Annotated in this window: 15 protein-coding genes; 12 read left to right on the top strand and 3 right to left on the bottom strand. The window is 39.9% G+C overall.

Annotated elements, in window-relative coordinates:
* Positions 1-91: 91 nt before the first annotated feature.
* The 7 genes from argA to ACS604_RS15135 all read left to right on the top strand — a co-directional run bounded on the left by argA (position 92) and on the right by ACS604_RS15135 (position 7,497).
* Positions 92-1,447 carry an amino-acid N-acetyltransferase gene (gene argA / locus ACS604_RS15165; RefSeq protein WP_174732177.1) on the top strand — a complete coding sequence of 452 codons (1,356 nt, stop codon included), beginning with the start codon at positions 92-94 and terminating at the stop codon, positions 1,445-1,447.
* Positions 1,448-1,782: 335 nt separating this feature from the next.
* On the top strand, positions 1,783-2,751 hold the full coding sequence (locus ACS604_RS15160; RefSeq protein WP_474772130.1) for a sulfonate ABC transporter substrate-binding protein: 969 nt from the start codon (positions 1,783-1,785) through the stop codon (positions 2,749-2,751).
* Between the two features lie 72 nt (positions 2,752-2,823).
* Entirely contained in the window at positions 2,824-3,807 is a 984-nt protein-coding gene (locus ACS604_RS15155; RefSeq protein WP_474772128.1) for a sulfonate ABC transporter substrate-binding protein, read from the top strand.
* Positions 3,808-3,833: 26 nt separating this feature from the next.
* Complete coding sequence (gene ssuD / locus ACS604_RS15150; RefSeq protein ID WP_005308909.1) at positions 3,834-5,009, top strand: FMNH2-dependent alkanesulfonate monooxygenase; 1,176 nt, start codon at positions 3,834-3,836, stop codon at positions 5,007-5,009.
* Positions 5,006-5,803, top strand: coding sequence for an aliphatic sulfonate ABC transporter permease SsuC (gene ssuC, locus ACS604_RS15145; RefSeq protein WP_353155547.1), 798 nt, complete (start codon positions 5,006-5,008; stop codon positions 5,801-5,803). Before ssuD ends, ssuC begins: the two co-directional genes overlap by 4 nt.
* Before the next feature lie 13 nt (positions 5,804-5,816).
* The gene (locus ACS604_RS15140; RefSeq protein WP_174731826.1) at positions 5,817-6,617 is read left to right on the top strand and encodes an ABC transporter ATP-binding protein; all 801 of its coding nucleotides are present in this window, start codon (positions 5,817-5,819) and stop codon (positions 6,615-6,617) included.
* Positions 6,618-6,876: 259 nt separating this feature from the next.
* Entirely contained in the window at positions 6,877-7,497 is a 621-nt protein-coding gene (locus tag ACS604_RS15135) for a TetR family transcriptional regulator C-terminal domain-containing protein (protein WP_013199284.1), read from the top strand.
* 36 nt (positions 7,498-7,533) lie between these two features.
* Here the strand turns inward: ACS604_RS15135 and ACS604_RS15130 are convergent, their stop codons facing one another.
* Together ACS604_RS15130 and ACS604_RS15125 are read right to left on the bottom strand one after the other, a co-directional pair.
* Entirely contained in the window at positions 7,534-8,100 is a 567-nt protein-coding gene (locus ACS604_RS15130) for a 5'-methylthioadenosine/S-adenosylhomocysteine nucleosidase family protein (RefSeq protein ID WP_440203382.1), read from the bottom strand.
* Between the two features lie 80 nt (positions 8,101-8,180).
* Positions 8,181-9,314 carry a TDT family transporter gene (locus ACS604_RS15125; protein ID WP_440203383.1) on the bottom strand — a complete coding sequence of 378 codons (1,134 nt, stop codon included), beginning with the start codon at positions 9,312-9,314 and terminating at the stop codon, positions 8,181-8,183.
* 207 nt (positions 9,315-9,521) lie between these two features.
* On the opposite strand from ACS604_RS15125, the gene ribF reads away from it, so the two are divergent.
* The 5 genes from ribF to ACS604_RS15100 all read left to right on the top strand — a co-directional run bounded on the left by ribF (position 9,522) and on the right by ACS604_RS15100 (position 15,108).
* On the top strand, positions 9,522-10,523 hold the full coding sequence (gene ribF / locus ACS604_RS15120; protein WP_474772127.1) for a bifunctional riboflavin kinase/FAD synthetase: 1,002 nt from the start codon (positions 9,522-9,524) through the stop codon (positions 10,521-10,523).
* 61 nt (positions 10,524-10,584) lie between these two features.
* Positions 10,585-13,422, top strand: coding sequence for an isoleucine--tRNA ligase (gene ileS / locus ACS604_RS15115; protein WP_474772126.1), 2,838 nt, complete (start codon positions 10,585-10,587; stop codon positions 13,420-13,422).
* Positions 13,415-13,945, top strand: a complete 531-nt coding sequence (gene lspA, locus ACS604_RS15110) for a signal peptidase II (protein ID WP_003655819.1) — start codon at positions 13,415-13,417, stop codon at positions 13,943-13,945. The genes ileS and lspA overlap by 8 nt, the downstream gene beginning before the upstream one ends.
* A 1-nt stretch (position 13,946) precedes the next feature.
* The gene (locus ACS604_RS15105) at positions 13,947-14,429 is read left to right on the top strand and encodes an FKBP-type peptidyl-prolyl cis-trans isomerase (RefSeq protein WP_004640310.1); all 483 of its coding nucleotides are present in this window, start codon (positions 13,947-13,949) and stop codon (positions 14,427-14,429) included.
* Between the two features lie 136 nt (positions 14,430-14,565).
* Positions 14,566-15,108, top strand: coding sequence for an NADPH-dependent FMN reductase (locus ACS604_RS15100; RefSeq protein WP_174760255.1), 543 nt, complete (start codon positions 14,566-14,568; stop codon positions 15,106-15,108).
* A 43-nt stretch (positions 15,109-15,151) separates the two neighbouring features.
* On the opposite strand, the gene ACS604_RS15095 is transcribed toward ACS604_RS15100, so the two are convergent.
* Complete coding sequence (locus tag ACS604_RS15095) at positions 15,152-15,463, bottom strand: ankyrin repeat domain-containing protein (protein WP_474772123.1); 312 nt, start codon at positions 15,461-15,463, stop codon at positions 15,152-15,154.
* Between the last annotated feature and the right edge of the window lie 124 nt (positions 15,464-15,587).

The following is a 15,587-nucleotide window of genomic DNA, read 5'->3' as shown; positions in this document are numbered from 1 at the left end:
ATTTGGGTGTTTTTTTATCTAAAACATGCGGCTTTAATCTTTTTTGTTTAGAATCATCTTTATATCTTTTTGCTGTTGATTCGAGATCGGTATGCCAAGCAAGTCTTTAGAAAAGTCGCATAATAACCCCCAGCATTATGTACACTGGTTTCGACACTCAGCACCCTACATTAATGCCCACCGCGATAAAACATTCGTATTGATGTTTGGTGGTGAAGCAGTCCGTCATCCTAATTTCGAACATATCATTCATGATATTGCATTACTTCATTCTCTTGGTATTCGCTTAATTCTTGTGCACGGCGCACGTCCGCAAATTAATCAAAATCTTAAAGAGAAAGGAATTGAAACTCCTTTTTATGACAACAGCCGTATTACCACACGCGAATCTTTAAGCTGTGTCATGAGTGCGGTAGGCTCTATTCGCCTAGAAATTGAAGCATTGCTTTCTATGGGCTTAGCAAACTCACCCATGTACGGCGCTCGAATCGATGTCGTATCAGGTAATTTTGTGACTGCTAAACCTTATGGCATTCGTGATGGCATGGATTTCCAGCTTACAGGTGAGGTTCGTTCAATAGACACCGATGCAATTGAACGACACCTTGATAATCATAATATTGTGTTACTGGGGCCAACAGGTTACTCCACTACAGGCGAAGTCTTTAACTTACGAGCAGAGGAAGTTGCGACCAAAACTGCAACTTATTTAAAAGCAGATAAACTGATTTTTCTTGGAGAGCAACAAGGTCTTCTGAATGAAGATGAACAAATATTACGTGAGTTAAGCCCACATCAACTGGACTACTATATTCAACAATATCAAACCCTTAGCCCAACACTCACCCTACATTTGCAACAAGCAAAAAAAGCCTCTTTATCAGGTGTACACCGCGTTCATCTCATTTCCTATGCCTATGATGGCGCCCTTCTCGAAGAGTTATTTACTCGAGATGGTATAGGCACCATGATTACCGATGCGCATTATGAAGAAGTTCGTACAGCCCATATTAAAGATGTGGGTGGTTTAATGAATTTATTGCGTCCCTTGGAAGAAGAAGGCATCTTGGTTTATCGTTCACGTGAACGCCTAGAGCAAGAAATCAGCCAGTTCGCTGTTATTGAACGCGACGGTATGATTCTAGCGTGTGCTGCCCTTTATCCAATTCCAACCGAGTTTAACGAAACGCGTTCTGCAGAAATTGCCTGTGTTGCAGTACATCCAAGTTATCGTAAATCAAATCGTGGTAGCCAAATTCTGCAATTCCTTGAAGAAAAAGCCAAAGAACAAGGTATTCGTCAGTTATTCGTTTTAACAACGCGTACCGCTCACTGGTTTTTGGAACATGGTTTTCATCAAGTCAGCGTTGATGAGTTACCTAATGCCCGTCAGGCGCTCTATAACTATCAAAGGAATTCTTTAGTCTTTAAAAAACTGCTTCCCTAGCCTTTGCTCTTTTTAAGATATTCTTATTTCAGATAAGCTTAGTTAAAAAAGTACAACCATAAACGCTATTCATTTATGGTTGTACTTTTTTTAAATCTCTATTTTTAATGTTTTAATATTTTTTTTATTTTATTTACATCAACTTACTCCTAATTTATTAAATATATTTCTATTAGATAAATCACTTTTTTGCATAAGTTTATAGCCTAATATTTTTAGCTTTTTTTTGCATAAATAAAGACCGAATACTTATTTTTTCTGAAATAAAAATCCCTTTAGGGTATCTGCTCATCCAATTATTTTTTCTTTTTCTCTTTCGGGGAGCACGAAATCTCATGGCACTTTTCAACACCACTTCATGGACAAAATATTCAGTCATCGCAGCCAGCCTTGCAGGAGTGATGATGTTAAGTGGTTGTGCCAAAAAAGAGGAGCAGGCCACCACAACTTTAAATATTGGCTATCAAAAATATGGCATTCTTCCTATTTTAAAGGCTCGTGGTGACCTAGAAAAAGTACTAAAAGAACAAGGAGTGCAAGTAAAATGGGTTGAGTTTCCTGCTGGCCCTCAATTGCTTGAAGGCTTAAATGTAGGGAGCGTTTCACTCGGTGAAGCAGGTGAAGCACCACCTATTTTTGCTCAAGCGGCCAATCCAAATTTAGTCTATGTCGCAAACCAACCTGCTGCGCCGAAAGCTGAAGCATTATTGGTACAAAAAGACTCTCCAATCCACTCTATTAAAGATTTAAAAGGCAAACGTGTTGCTCTTAATAAAGGTTCGAATGTTCATTACCTATTATTAAAAGTTCTAGAGGGCAACAACTTAAGCTTAAGTGACATTCAACCCGTTTATTTACCGCCATCAGACGCTCGTGCTGCCTTTGAAAAAGGTGCAGTAGATGCATGGGTCATTTGGGATCCATTCTTTGCAGCAGCTGAACATCAAATTCAAGCTCGAGTTTTAGCGACTGGTGAAAGTTTGGTAAGCAATCATCAGTTCTATCTAGCTGACCGTAAATTTGCAGAAAATAATCCGAAAGTTCTCAATACAGTTGTGCAAACCCTTAACCAGACAACTGAATGGGTGAGTTCACATCAGGATGAAGCTGCCAAACTACTCGAAAAACCTACAGCACTTGAGTTTGATGTACTCAAAACTTCCATTTCACGTATGGGTTTTGGAGTTCAGCCAATCTCTGACAAGGTGACACAAGAACAACAACAAGTAGCTGATGCCTTTTATGCGCAAAAGCTCATTCCTAACAAGCTCACCATTCAAGATGCCATTTTAAAACTGAAATAAACCCAGCTTGGGCACAGCTTAAATAATCATATAAATGCTGTGCCTGACCTCAAGGGGAACAAGGATATCAATATGCAACATCAGTCATTATTTAATAAGAGTCAGTGGGCACAATTCGCTAAACGCATCAGTGCAGTCGCTGTATTAGGTTTAACAATCGCAGCGCCAGCTTGGGCAATTGATCCAACTGTAAAAGAACTTCGTATTGGTTTTCAAAAAAGTTCAATTAATTTTGCGATTACCAAACAGCAAAAACTATTTGAACAAGAATTTCCAAATGCCAAAGTTACTTGGAATGAGTTTCCTGCTGGACCACAAATTTTAGAAGCTTTGGCTGTGGGTTCCCTTGATGTCGGAGTTACTGGGGACACTCCTCCTGTCTACGCACAAGCAGCTGGAAAGCCTTTATATTACATTGCCTATGAAGCAGCTAAACCACTAGCATCAGCAATTTTAGTTCCTAAAAACTCGCAGCTCAAACAACTTAAAGACCTTAAAGGTAAACGTATTGCGCTGCAAAAAGGTTCGAGTTCACATTACTTACTTGTACAAGCTGTACGTAAAGCAGGCTTAAACTGGAGTGACATTACTCCGATCTGGCTTACACCTGCCGATGCTCGCGCAGCATTTCAAAAAGGTGCCGTTGATGCATGGGCCATTTGGGACCCTTACTTCGCTTCAGCACAACTAGAAGATCAAGCTCGAGTTCTTGCATCAGGTAAAGGCTTAAGCCCGAACTATACATTTTATTTAGCAGCTCCAGATTTTGTTAAACAACATCCGAAAGCTGTTTCTGGACTCATCAAACAAATTAATCAAGCTGACAAATGGGTTCAAAGCCATCAAGCAGAAACGGCAACGGCCATTAGCCAAAGCACAGGACTGAAGCCTGCAACCAGTGACTTATTTATTAAACGCCGTCCTCGTCCTTCATCAGCCGCTCCGCTGAACAGCAAAGTGATTGCTGAGCAGCAGCAACTCGCAGACATCTTTACTCAACAAGGCATCATTCCAAAACCAATCAGCATCAAACAAACTGTTTGGATTGCCAAGTAATTTCAATAGACATATAGGTAATGCACATGAAAATTTTCTGGTTTATTCCTACCCACGGTGATAGTCGCTATTTAGGTACAAGTAAAGGCGCTCGTCAGGTTGACCATGCCTATATGAAGCAAATTGCTGTGGCAGTAGATAATTTAGGTTACGAAGGTGTACTTATTCCAACAGGCCGTTCATGTGAAGACCCATGGATTACGGCGGCTAGCCTGATTGATGCAACTCAGCACCTTAAGTTTTTAGTTGCATTACGTCCAGGAGTAACAACACCAGCCTTGGCTGCTCGTATGGCTGCAACATTTGACCGCTTGTCAAATGGTCGCGTGTTACTCAACCTAGTGACGGGTGGCGATGAAGCCGAACTACGCGGTGATGGCTTATATGAAGATCACTCAACGCGTTATCAAACAGCCAATGAATACGTAAAAATCTGGCGTGAAATTTTGACGCGCTCACATACGGGTGAAGCGTTTACCTTCCACGGTGAACGCTTACAAGTAGATGATGCAAAATTACTTTACCCACCTGTTCAAAAGCCTTATCCACCACTTTGGTTTGGCGGCTCTTCAGACGTGGCTGTCGATCTTGCAGCTGAACAAGTCGATACTTACCTTACATGGGGTGAACCACCAGAAGCAGTTAAACAAAAGGTCGAACATGTTCGTGCTAAAGCTGAGGCAAAAGGCCGTAAATTAACTTATGGCATTCGCTTACATGTGATTGTTCGTGAAACCAACGAACAAGCTTGGGCAGCAGCGAACGAGCTGATCCAATATCTTGATGATGCAACTATTGCTGCAGCACAGAAAAAATTTGCACAAATGGACTCTGTAGGCCAACAACGTATGGCAGCTCTCCACGGCGGTAACCGAGATAAACTTGAAGTGTCTCCAAACCTTTGGGCAGGTATTGGTTTAGTCCGTGGCGGTGCTGGTACAGCACTTGTAGGTGACCCAGAAACAGTTGCTGCCCGCATTCAGGAATATGCTGATTTAGGTATCGATACTTTTATTTTCTCGGGCTATCCACATCTTGAAGAGTCAATCCGTTTTGCAGAGTTGGTCTTCCCGTTATTACCAATCGAAACTCGCGCTAAACTTGCTCAGCCAAATTTAACCGGTCCATTCGGTGAAATTATTGCCAATAACTATGTTCCAGACGAGAAGAAGCAAAATAGTTCCGTCAAGGAGCCTGCATGAGCAAAGATGAAGGTATTGTTTCACGTGGAACAAAACAGATCGGGCAGCATTTGCTGCCTTGGGTTTTCCCAATTGTTCTATTGGTTGTATGGCAAATTGCTTCAAGTTCAGGTCTTTTAGAAAGCCGTATTTTGCCAGCACCCACTGCTGTGGTTTCCGCTTTTTGGCATCTCCTTATTAGTGGAGAATTATGGCATCACGTTAAAGTAAGTGCTGGTCGCGCTTTGCTTGGGCTTTTGGTTGGTGGTGGCTTAGGTCTGCTCTTAGGTTTACTTAATGGCTCTTCACGCTTCGCCTCTACCCTGCTCGATACGACCCTGCAAATGATACGGAACATCCCAGCATTGGCCCTTATTCCACTCGTCATCTTGTGGTTCGGTATTGATGAAACAGCGAAATTATTTTTGGTCGCAGTAGGCGTTTTCTTCCCGATTTATATTAATACCTATCACGGTATTCGGTCAGTTGACCCACAATTGATTGAAATGGGTAAAAGCTACGGACTTTCACGTTGGCAGCTCTACAAAGAAATTATTCTACCGGGTGCAATGCCTTCTATTTTAGTAGGTCTACGCTTTGCTTTAGGTTTGGTTTGGGTATTGCTCATTGTCGCTGAAACCATTTCAGCTCAAGCTGGTATTGGTTATATGACCATGAATGCACGTGAGTTTTTACAAACAGATGTCGTTCTGGTCGGTATTCTTCTGTACGCCTTACTAGGCAAACTGGCCGATGTTTTAGCCCAGCTTTTAGAACGCTATTTATTACGTTGGCACTCCGGATATCAGAAATAAGGGAGCTTAGAACATGACAAATCTGAATTTAAATATTAATCAGAATGAAGTGCAGCTCATTCCGGAAGAACCAACAGAATCTCAAGAACCCGTATTAGGTGCAGAGATTCTGATTGAGCAACTTTATAAATTCTATGGCGAGATAAAGGTTCTTGAAGATCTTGACCTACACATCCAGCCTGGTGAGTTTTTAGCAATTGTTGGTCGAAGTGGCTGTGGCAAAAGTACGTTACTACGTTTAATTGCTCAACTTGAAAAAGCCAGTTTTGGAGAAATCAAATTCAAATCTGCTCGGCATTTGCGCGAAGGCATTACTAACGATGACATTCGAGTAATGTTCCAAGACCCACGCCTACTTCCTTGGAGGAATATCCTTCAAAATGTTCAACTTGGTTTACCTAAAGCCCAACATGCTTTAGCAGAAGAGTTACTGGAAAAAGTGGGTTTAAAAGAGAAATCAGGGCAATGGCCTTCTCAACTCTCAGGTGGACAACGTCAGCGTACAGCTCTAGCACGTGCGTTATCTCATACACCACGTATTTTGTTGTTAGATGAACCTTTAGGTGCATTAGATGCCCTAACCCGTCTTGAGATGCAAAGCTTGATTGAGCGCTTGTGGAAAGAGCAAGGTTTTACTGCCATTTTAGTGACACACGATGTAAGTGAAGCAGTGCAATTGGCTGACCGTATTATCTTATTAGACAAGGGGAAGATTGCTCAAAGTTTCCAAGTTAATTTGCCACGCCCTCGTAAAAAAAGTATTAGTTTTTCCCAACTTGAGCAACAAGTACTCGATGCGGTTTTGGCAACTTAAGGTCGTGATGAGTAATGAGAACTGTTCAACCGAAAAATGCCCAATTTATGAGCAATAAAACTGCTGTTTTATTACTCTTTTTTAGGGCGAAATTTAAAAAATATTTTTAAGAATAACAATAAACTAGTGAATCTCTCTATTTTTTGCACAATAGTATATCTATTACGCAAATAACTAGCCGTTTTTTGATTAAAAAAGCAAGACACCTGTGCACAAATCAAACAATTTCCCTTACAATGGGAATATTATTTTTTTAATTATGCAGCAGATGGAACAAAAGAAGAGTACCCAAAAGCGCAATCAGCTTCTTGCTGCCGCCCTTGATGTTTTTTCAGTCTATGGGTTTACTGGCGCAAGTCTGGATGAAATTGCCCAACTCGCCGACATGCATAAGTCGAATATTTTCTATTACTACGAAAATAAAGAGTCTTTATACGTAGAAGTGCTCACAACCGTTTTACAAAAATGGTTGGCTCCCTTACAAACTTTAGAAGCTGAATTAGAACCAGCCGAAGCCCTATCACATTACTTAATACAAAAAATCGAACTTTCACGTAGCCAACCGAAAGCATCTAGATTATTTGCTTTAGAAATTATTCAGGGTGCGCCGCATATACTCCCTATTCTCAAAGGACCATTAAAAAAACTATTTAAACGTAAGGCTAAAGTGATCCAAACTTGGCAAGAAGAAGGAAAGATTTCACCAGATATCGATCCGGAATTATTAATCTTAAACATTTGGGGTCTTACGCAAAACTATGCAGATTTTGCAACCCAAATGGAAATGGTGACTGGAAAAACGCTTCGCAACCGTAGCATGTTCCAACGCTCAATTGAGCATACAGTCCACCTGATGCTCTACGGCGTATTGCCTCGTTAAAACCAAAAAAAGATCGGCAAATTTGCCGATCTTTTTTTAGAAGTGATTTTGATAAAGCGCTAAAAGTTTTTGAGCACCTAATAATAAATTTTCTTCCCAATCTATATGTGCAGTGTCATCTGCACCATCAGTAATATATTTCACCGAAATCAGGCGTACACCTAACTTATGGCAGACTTTGGCTAAGGCATATCCTTCCATATCCACCACATCACAAGCGACTTTCGGCTGACCCGTTTCAAATGAATCTCCAGTTCCACAAATTGCTTTTGGCAAATCAGCAAAATGTGATTGAAGATGAATTTCAGCTGACAAGTGATCATCTAACGGCGTTACACCTACTTCAAACCCTAGGGGTGAAACATCCATATCACGTTGTACAAAAGTTTTTACCTCGACCAAATCATGTCGATTAAACGCAGAGCTTCCAGCTGTACCTAGATTAATTAAAGTTTTACAGCCAGTTTTTTGAATAACCTCAAATGCTTTAAAGGCAGCATTAATCTTACCAATACCACTGTAATGGACTTCAACACCTGCCTGCTCAAACAAACCTTTAGATTCATTAGGAAGTGCCATAATTAAAGCAATATCAGTGTTCATTCAAAAAGCTCAAATCAAAATTAAATAAATTAGAAAATAAGTATAAATCAGGTGCAAAAGCTTTTTACACCTTTTCATCATTACTGCATTTTTTGTTGTAAGGCGATTAAACACGGAGAAAAGAACAGTTGGCCGCTATATGCGCCTGCTAGCGTTTTCTTCATTACCACACCCCACATTGTCAATAATAAAAGACTCAATGCCACAGCAACGTATTGTAAAAATACAATTTCAACCTGATGCCCTAAATTAAACAGTGCAAGAATAAATACGCCTAATGGAAAGGTTAAGCCCCACCAACCCAAATTGAATGGAATACCTGTCTTTGCGTGACGAAGCGTTGTTAAAATTGCAAGACCCAGCCACCATAACCCAAAGCCTAAAAGCACGAGACTACCTACGACTCCTAAAGCTTGAAAGACATTCGCAAATTGGTGAAATCCTACATTTGGTGCCACTCTTTGTGCCTGCTCGCCTAGTAACAAGAGACCTAAAGCACCTGTACCAATAGGGCCTAAAGACAACCAGCTAGAAATTGCGACTTCTTTTTCCGGTAACTGATGTAAAGCCATACGCAGCATTAAAATTGTCAAAATAGCGAATGCGGGTAAAACAGACATTCCCCAAAGTACGTAGCCCGCCATTAATAAATGAAAGCTGTGTAAATCTGCTGGTAAATGTGCAACCAACATGCCGGCAGAACTTGCTGCTACTTCACATGCAACCACAGGTAAAAGCCAAATTGCAGTCATGGTATGTAGCTGATGGTTCTGACGACTAAACATGCAGAACGGCACGATCCACGCAATTGCTAGCGCTAAAAAGACATCGATGTACCATAAAGCTTGAGCAATATGTATCGCAACTTCACCATAAAGCCCTATACCAAAGGTTAAAAAACCATTTAGTATTGTAGCGAGCCCCATTGGAATAGCGCCTAAAAACAAGCTCATATTGGGATGGTTAAATATTTGCTTCGCTTCATGAGGGAAAAGAAACCACCGCAATAAATAAAGACCTGAAAAAACGCTGAATAAAATAATATTAAATTGCCATAACAAAGTTGCTAGCGTGAATAAAAATGATTGAGCAAATGGAAGCTGAATTAAAATCATACTTACCACGCCAGTACCCATAGTCGCTGTAAACCAATTTGGAGTAAAATGTCGTATAACATCTTTGCTATGATTTAATTGGTAAAAGGGTTTTTTCATCTTAGTTCTCTAATCAAAGAGTGGATAAAGATATACTAGAGCAAATCAATAATAAGAAAAATTGATTTATTTTTATTTAATTCATCAATATTTTAAATATACAAATATTCATGTTGAAAAATAACTGAGTAAAAACACAACAACAAGACGAATCTGTGAGATTATGGCAATATATAGCCCTTGCAAAAATAGCCATATTTTAAGTTCATGAAACTGCTTCGTCTTAATGCGTTATCGCCCAATTTTCAGTTACCTCAAACAGCGGTAACTATTGGTAATTTTGATGGTGTCCATTTAGGTCACCAAGCGATGATTGCTCAACTCAAAAAAATTGCTGCAGCACAAGGCTTAAAAACATTGGTTATGATTTTTGAGCCACAACCTCTTGAATTCTTTAAAGGCTACGATGCCCCTCCTCGTATTAATTCACTACGAGAAAAGGTCGAATATCTAACCGAGCTTGGGGTTGATTATATTGCGGTTGCTAAATTTGATCAGCATTTCCGTAGCATGAGTGCGTCTGAGTTTGCAGATTTATTAAAAGATAAACTAAATGCGCAGACTTTGGTTCTAGGGGATGACTTTCATTTCGGCAAAGACCGTCAAGGTAACAGCGAATTTCTAAAGAATTACGGCTTTCAAGTCACAAATTTACATACCATTGAACTTGAAGGTGAACGCGTCAGTTCAACTCGTATTCGCCAAGTGCTTCAAGTGGGTAATCTCGCTTTAGCAGCTAAATTATTAGGTCGTCCGTACAGTATTACAGGACGTGTCCAATATGGCGACCAAATTGGACGAACTTTAGATTTTCCAACTATTAATGTCCACCTCAACCGCCATAAGCCATGTTTAAATGGGATTTATGGTGTTGAAGTCATTTGTGAAACAACCTCACTTACTCAAAAAGTGCGTCAAGATACACCCGAAAAACCGGGAATTGCCGGATATCATGAAAACAGCCTCTATGGTGCTGGACATGTCGGTACACGTCCAGCCATTCAGCAAGAACATCCAGAATGGAGATTAGAAGTACATTTCCCTGATGTTTCTGCTAATCTGTATGGCTTATTTATGCGGGTGACTTTCCTTCACTATCTTCATGGTGAATTGAACTACCCTTCGCTTGAGGCACTTAAGGCAGGAATTGATAATGACGTGCAGCAGTTACGACAATACCGTAACGACACGACACAATTTCCTTTTTAATTCGAATTTTGATTGTAAAACATGTCGGCTCCCAAGCTGATTAAACTGGATGAAAACTTGCATGAGCGATAAGCAAACTCCTGAGAATGCAGTGGACTACAAAGCCACGCTAAACCTGCCGGATACTCAATTTGCAATGAAAGCAAATTTGGCAGTACGTGAAGTGAAATGGTTAGAAGAGTGGTATACCGACAACATTTATCAGCAGATTCGTGCATCGCGTATTGGCAAGAAAAAATATATTTTGCACGATGGCCCTCCATATGCGAACGGTACAATTCACTTAGGTCACGCAGTCAATAAAGTACTCAAAGACGTGATTGTAAAAAGCCGTACTTTGGCTGGTTTCGATGCACCTTATGTTCCGGGTTGGGACTGTCATGGCTTGCCAATTGAGCTAAAAGTTGAAGAAAAAGTAGGTAAAGTTGGCGAAAAAGTTGACGCTGCGACTTTCCGTAAACTTTGCCGTGAATATGCTCTAAAACAAATTGATTTACAGCGTACTGACTTTAAGCGTCTTGGTATTTTAGGTGATTGGGATAATCCTTATCTCACCATGAACTATAAACAAGAAGCCGATATTGTTCGTACTTTAGGCTTAATCCAGAAAAATGGTCATATCCAGCCGGGCTTAAAGCCAGTGAACTGGTGTATGGACTGTGGTTCAGCACTTGCTGAAGCTGAAGTTGAATATGAAGATAAAAAATCTGACGCAATTGATGTTGGTTTTGGCGTTGTAGATCTTAAAGATTTAAGTGCCCGTTTAAACGTAGAAGTTCAAGACCCGACAGATATCGTGATCTGGACGACTACGCCGTGGACATTACCAGCTAACCAAGCGGTTGCTTTGCATGCCGAAATTGAATATCAATTGGTACAAGTGACTACTGAACGCGGTAAGCAAAACTTCATTCTTGCTAAAGACTTAGTTGCTTCAGCAATTGAGCGTTACAAGCTTGAAAACCCAGTTGTTTTAGCTGACTTTACAGGTTCAGCTCTTGAAAACCTTACTTTACAACACCCTCTACTTACTGATCGTCAAGTTCCAGTGATTTTGGGTGAACACGTTATTGCAACAAGCGGTACAGGTGCAGTACATACAGCGCCTGGCCATGGTGCAGACGACTATAAAGTAGGTCTTCAATACAATCTTAAAGTAGACAATCCAGTCGGTGGTAATGGTGTTTATTTACCAACTGCCCCTATCTATGCTGGTGAGCACATCTATAAAGCCAATCCAAAGATTATTGAAGCGTTGGGTGCTGTAGGTCGTTTATGGGCTCATCAACCAATTAAACACAGCTACCCACACTGCTGGCGTCATAAGACTCCTATTATTTTCCGTGCTACACCACAATGGTTCATTAGCATGGATCAAAAAGGCTTACGTGAAGGCGCACTTAACGCGATTGAAAACGATATCGAGTTTGTACCGAACTGGGGTAAAAACCGTATTGAATCAATGATTGAAGGTCGTCCGGACTGGTGTATCTCACGTCAACGTACTTGGGGTGTTCCAATTCCTTTCTTCGTTCATAAAGATACGAATGAATTACACCCTCGTACACCTGAACTCATCGAAGAAGTTGCTCAACTGATCGAACAAGAAGGTATCGAAGCATGGTTCAAACGTGAAGCAAAAGACTTCATAGGTGAAGATGCTGAACAATACAACGCCGTTCGCGATACGCTTGATGTATGGTTCGACTCTGGTACAACACATTACGCTGTACTTGAGCAACGTGAAGAATTAGAAAGCCCTGCTGATTTATATTTAGAAGGTTCAGACCAACACCGTGGTTGGTTCCAATCTTCTTTATTAACGTCTATGGCAATTCACAATCGTGCACCATATAAAGCCTTGTTAACACATGGTTTTACAGTGGATGAAAACGGCCGTAAGTTGTCGAAATCTTTAGGCAACTACATTCCGCTTGAAGAAATCATCAAACAGCTTGGTGCTGATGGTTTACGTCTATATGTAGCTTCTAGCGACTATCGCTATGAAATTGCAGCTTCTAAAGAAATCTTTAACCGTGTAAGTGATAGCTACCGTCGTATTCGTAATACCTTACGCTTCTTGCTTGCGAACCTAAATGGTTTCAAACCAAGCACAGATGCTTTAGCAGTAGATGACCTTATCGCTCTAGATCAATACATCTTGCAACGTGCGAATGAAGTACAACAAACTATTATCACTGCTTACGAAGAAATGAACTTCCATGTGGTGTGTAGTGCGTTAACAAGCTTCTGTATTAATGACTTAGGTGGTTTCTACTTAGACATTATCAAGGATCGCCAATATACGACTAAGGCTGACTCACAAGCACGTCGTTCTGCACAAACTGCGCTTTATCATATTGTTCAAGCATTTATCCGTTGGATGAGCCCAATCTTAAGCTTTACCGCTCAAGAAGCTTGGCCACTGATTCCAGAACAAACTGAAAAGTATGTATTTACTTCAGAATGGTATGACTTGCCTGTTTCATCAAAAGCAAACCTGCTTTCTGAAGAAGATTGGCAAACATTGATTAGCGTAAAATCTGCAGTAAATAAACAGATTGAAGCAGCGCGTAACGCTAAACTTGTCGGCAGTAATCTTTCAGCCAAAGTTGAACTTTGGGCAAATGAATCATTACAAACAGTTTTAAACCAACTGGCTGATGAACTCCGTTTTGTTCTTATTACTTCTCAAGTAGTAGTACATCCATTTGCTGAGCAAGGTGAAGCAACTGAAATGGAAGGCTTACGTGTACAAATATCTGCAGCTGAAGGTGAAAAATGCGTACGTTGCTGGCATGTCCTTCCAGATGTAAATACACATGCCGATCATCCTGGTTTATGTGGTCGTTGTATTGTGAACGTCACTGGTCGTGGCGAAGTGAGAAAATATGCCTAATTCACAAGCTAAAAAAGGCTTATTCCAGTTTTATCCACACAATCTCATTTGGCTCGGACTTTCTGTCCTTGCCATTGTGTTGGATCAATGGACAAAATGGATTGCGAGTACACATCTGAACTATGCAGATCCGGTGCCTGTGCTTCCATTTTTAAACTGGACACTATTACATAACTATGGTGCAGCCTTTAGCTTTTTATCGGATGCAGGAGGATGGCAGCGCTATTTCTTCACATCTTTAGCAGGCTTAGTTTCAATCCTTTTTGTATTTTGGTTGCTTCGTATGCCTAAAAAAATGGTGGTGCTACCTGTAGCCATCGCTTTAATTTTAGGTGGAGCTTTAGGCAATTTAATTGACCGTATTACCCTAGGTTATGTGGTCGATTTCATTCATGTTTATTACCAAAATCATCACTTTCCAGCTTTTAATATTGCGGACAGTGCCATTACCTTAGGTACCATCTTGCTACTCATCGATACATTCTTCCTTGAGAAGCAACGCAACCAAAATTCGGATGCATAATATGACCGAAATTATCCAACCTAACGAAGAAATTCGTATTACAGACGGCTCTAAAGTCGATCTACACTTTTCTGTTGCTATTGAAAATGGTGTAGAAATCGATAATACACGTAACCGTGAAGAACCTGTTACCTTGACTATTGGTGATGGAAATCTGTTACCAGGCTTTGAAAAAGCATTATTTGGTTTACGTGCGGGTGATCGTCGTACCGTACATCTTCCACCAGAAGATGCATTTGGTCCATGGAATCCAGAAAATATTCAAACTTTCGATACAGTTAAGTTTGAACAACGCCCTATTCCTGGTCATATGATTGAGTTCGAAGACAAGGCAAAAACAACTTTATTCGGTGTAGTGAAGTCAGTTAATGATGACATTACAGAAATTGATTTTAACCACCCGTTAGCTGGGAAAAACATTACCTTTGAAGTAGAAATATTCAAGGTTACTCCTGAAGGCCAACAAGGCATTAAACTCATGTAAATAAAAAAGCCCTCTCAATGAGGGCTTTTTTATTATCCAATTTTTTTCATAACATAAGAATCTTTACAAATTCTATATTCTCAGCTACCCATGTAATGAATTAAGTTATAAGTATAAAAATCATTGGGAAAAATACATGCTGGTCTATATTGTCGTGGGAAGTGTTCGCGAAGGACGTACAGCAATTAAAGTTGCCAATTGGGTAGAAACAGCAATTCCCTCATTCAATCTAAAAGATTTTCAGATAGAAGTGATTGATTTAAAAGAATGGGATTTACCCCTATTTTCAGGATCTCATCCACCCGCTACCGGAATTTATGATCAACCTAAACAACAAGAATGGGCAGACAAAATTGCTCAAGCAGATGCTTTTATCTTTATTAGCCCAGAATATAACCATGGTTACAGTCCAGCTTTAAAAAATGCTCTGGACTATGTAGGCAAAGAATGGAGTGGTAAACCAGCTGCATTTATTGGCTATGGTTCAACGAATGGCTCTCGATCTATTAGCCAAATACGTCAAGTCACCTCAAGTTTAAGTATCATTGATCCGAATGCTGTAATAGAGATACGAGATATCTTTAAACGTAATAAAGATGAAAAATTCGAAGCTAATGAATTTGAAATAAAAGGACTTCAATCAATTGTTGAAAAACTACAGAAATATTATTTACCTTAAATTTTAAAAAGGCCTCTATAAAAAAATAAGAGGCCTTTTATTTTTATAAACTTTTTAAATAATTTACTACATCTATATTACCAGCTATTTCTGCAAGCTGTAGCGCTGTGTATTCGCTTTTATAAGCAACCTGAGCACCTTTTCCTACTAAGAGTTTAACTATCTCTAAATGATCATTTTCAGCAGCTGCTTGCAAAGCGCTATAACCTTCATCATCTGCCTGATTAGGATCTTGTCCTTCTAAAAGTAATTGCTCTACCTGATCTAGATCACCTAAAGAAGCCCAATAAACTAATTCAGGAAGAGAAAGTTCTTCATCATCTTCAGGTATTAAAGAGAAGGAGTTAATTTTCATGGAAATACCTAAAAATAAGAAACTTCATCATTATTATATTCATAGAACATGCTTGATATGCAAATCTGATTTTAAAGCTGTACTTTCATTAGCTTAAACTCTTCAATTTCATTATTCTTCCATA

The organism is Acinetobacter sp. Li1LvA2, assembly GCF_056156705.1.
Note: the sequence above shows the minus strand (reverse complement) of the source record. Positions and strands in the feature narration are given on the sequence as shown.

Coding starts and splice junctions, on each gene's coding strand:
- ACS604_RS15155 (WP_474772128.1), top strand. CDS start 2,824: ATGCAACATCAGTCATTATTTAATAAGAGTCAGTGGGCACAATTCGCT.
- lspA (WP_003655819.1), top strand. CDS start 13,415: ATGCCTAATTCACAAGCTAAAAAAGGCTTATTCCAGTTTTATCCACAC.
- ssuC (WP_353155547.1), top strand. CDS start 5,006: ATGAGCAAAGATGAAGGTATTGTTTCACGTGGAACAAAACAGATCGGG.
- ACS604_RS15130 (WP_440203382.1), bottom strand. CDS start 8,100: ATGAACACTGATATTGCTTTAATTATGGCACTTCCTAATGAATCTAAA.
- ribF (WP_474772127.1), top strand. CDS start 9,522: ATGAAACTGCTTCGTCTTAATGCGTTATCGCCCAATTTTCAGTTACCT.
- ACS604_RS15140 (WP_174731826.1), top strand. CDS start 5,817: ATGACAAATCTGAATTTAAATATTAATCAGAATGAAGTGCAGCTCATT.
- ACS604_RS15125 (WP_440203383.1), bottom strand. CDS start 9,314: ATGAAAAAACCCTTTTACCAATTAAATCATAGCAAAGATGTTATACGA.
- ACS604_RS15100 (WP_174760255.1), top strand. CDS start 14,566: ATGCTGGTCTATATTGTCGTGGGAAGTGTTCGCGAAGGACGTACAGCA.
- ACS604_RS15105 (WP_004640310.1), top strand. CDS start 13,947: ATGACCGAAATTATCCAACCTAACGAAGAAATTCGTATTACAGACGGC.
- ACS604_RS15135 (WP_013199284.1), top strand. CDS start 6,877: ATGCAGCAGATGGAACAAAAGAAGAGTACCCAAAAGCGCAATCAGCTT.
- ACS604_RS15160 (WP_474772130.1), top strand. CDS start 1,783: ATGGCACTTTTCAACACCACTTCATGGACAAAATATTCAGTCATCGCA.
- ssuD (WP_005308909.1), top strand. CDS start 3,834: ATGAAAATTTTCTGGTTTATTCCTACCCACGGTGATAGTCGCTATTTA.
- argA (WP_174732177.1), top strand. CDS start 92: ATGCCAAGCAAGTCTTTAGAAAAGTCGCATAATAACCCCCAGCATTAT.
- ACS604_RS15095 (WP_474772123.1), bottom strand. CDS start 15,463: ATGAAAATTAACTCCTTCTCTTTAATACCTGAAGATGATGAAGAACTT.
- ileS (WP_474772126.1), top strand. CDS start 10,585: ATGAGCGATAAGCAAACTCCTGAGAATGCAGTGGACTACAAAGCCACG.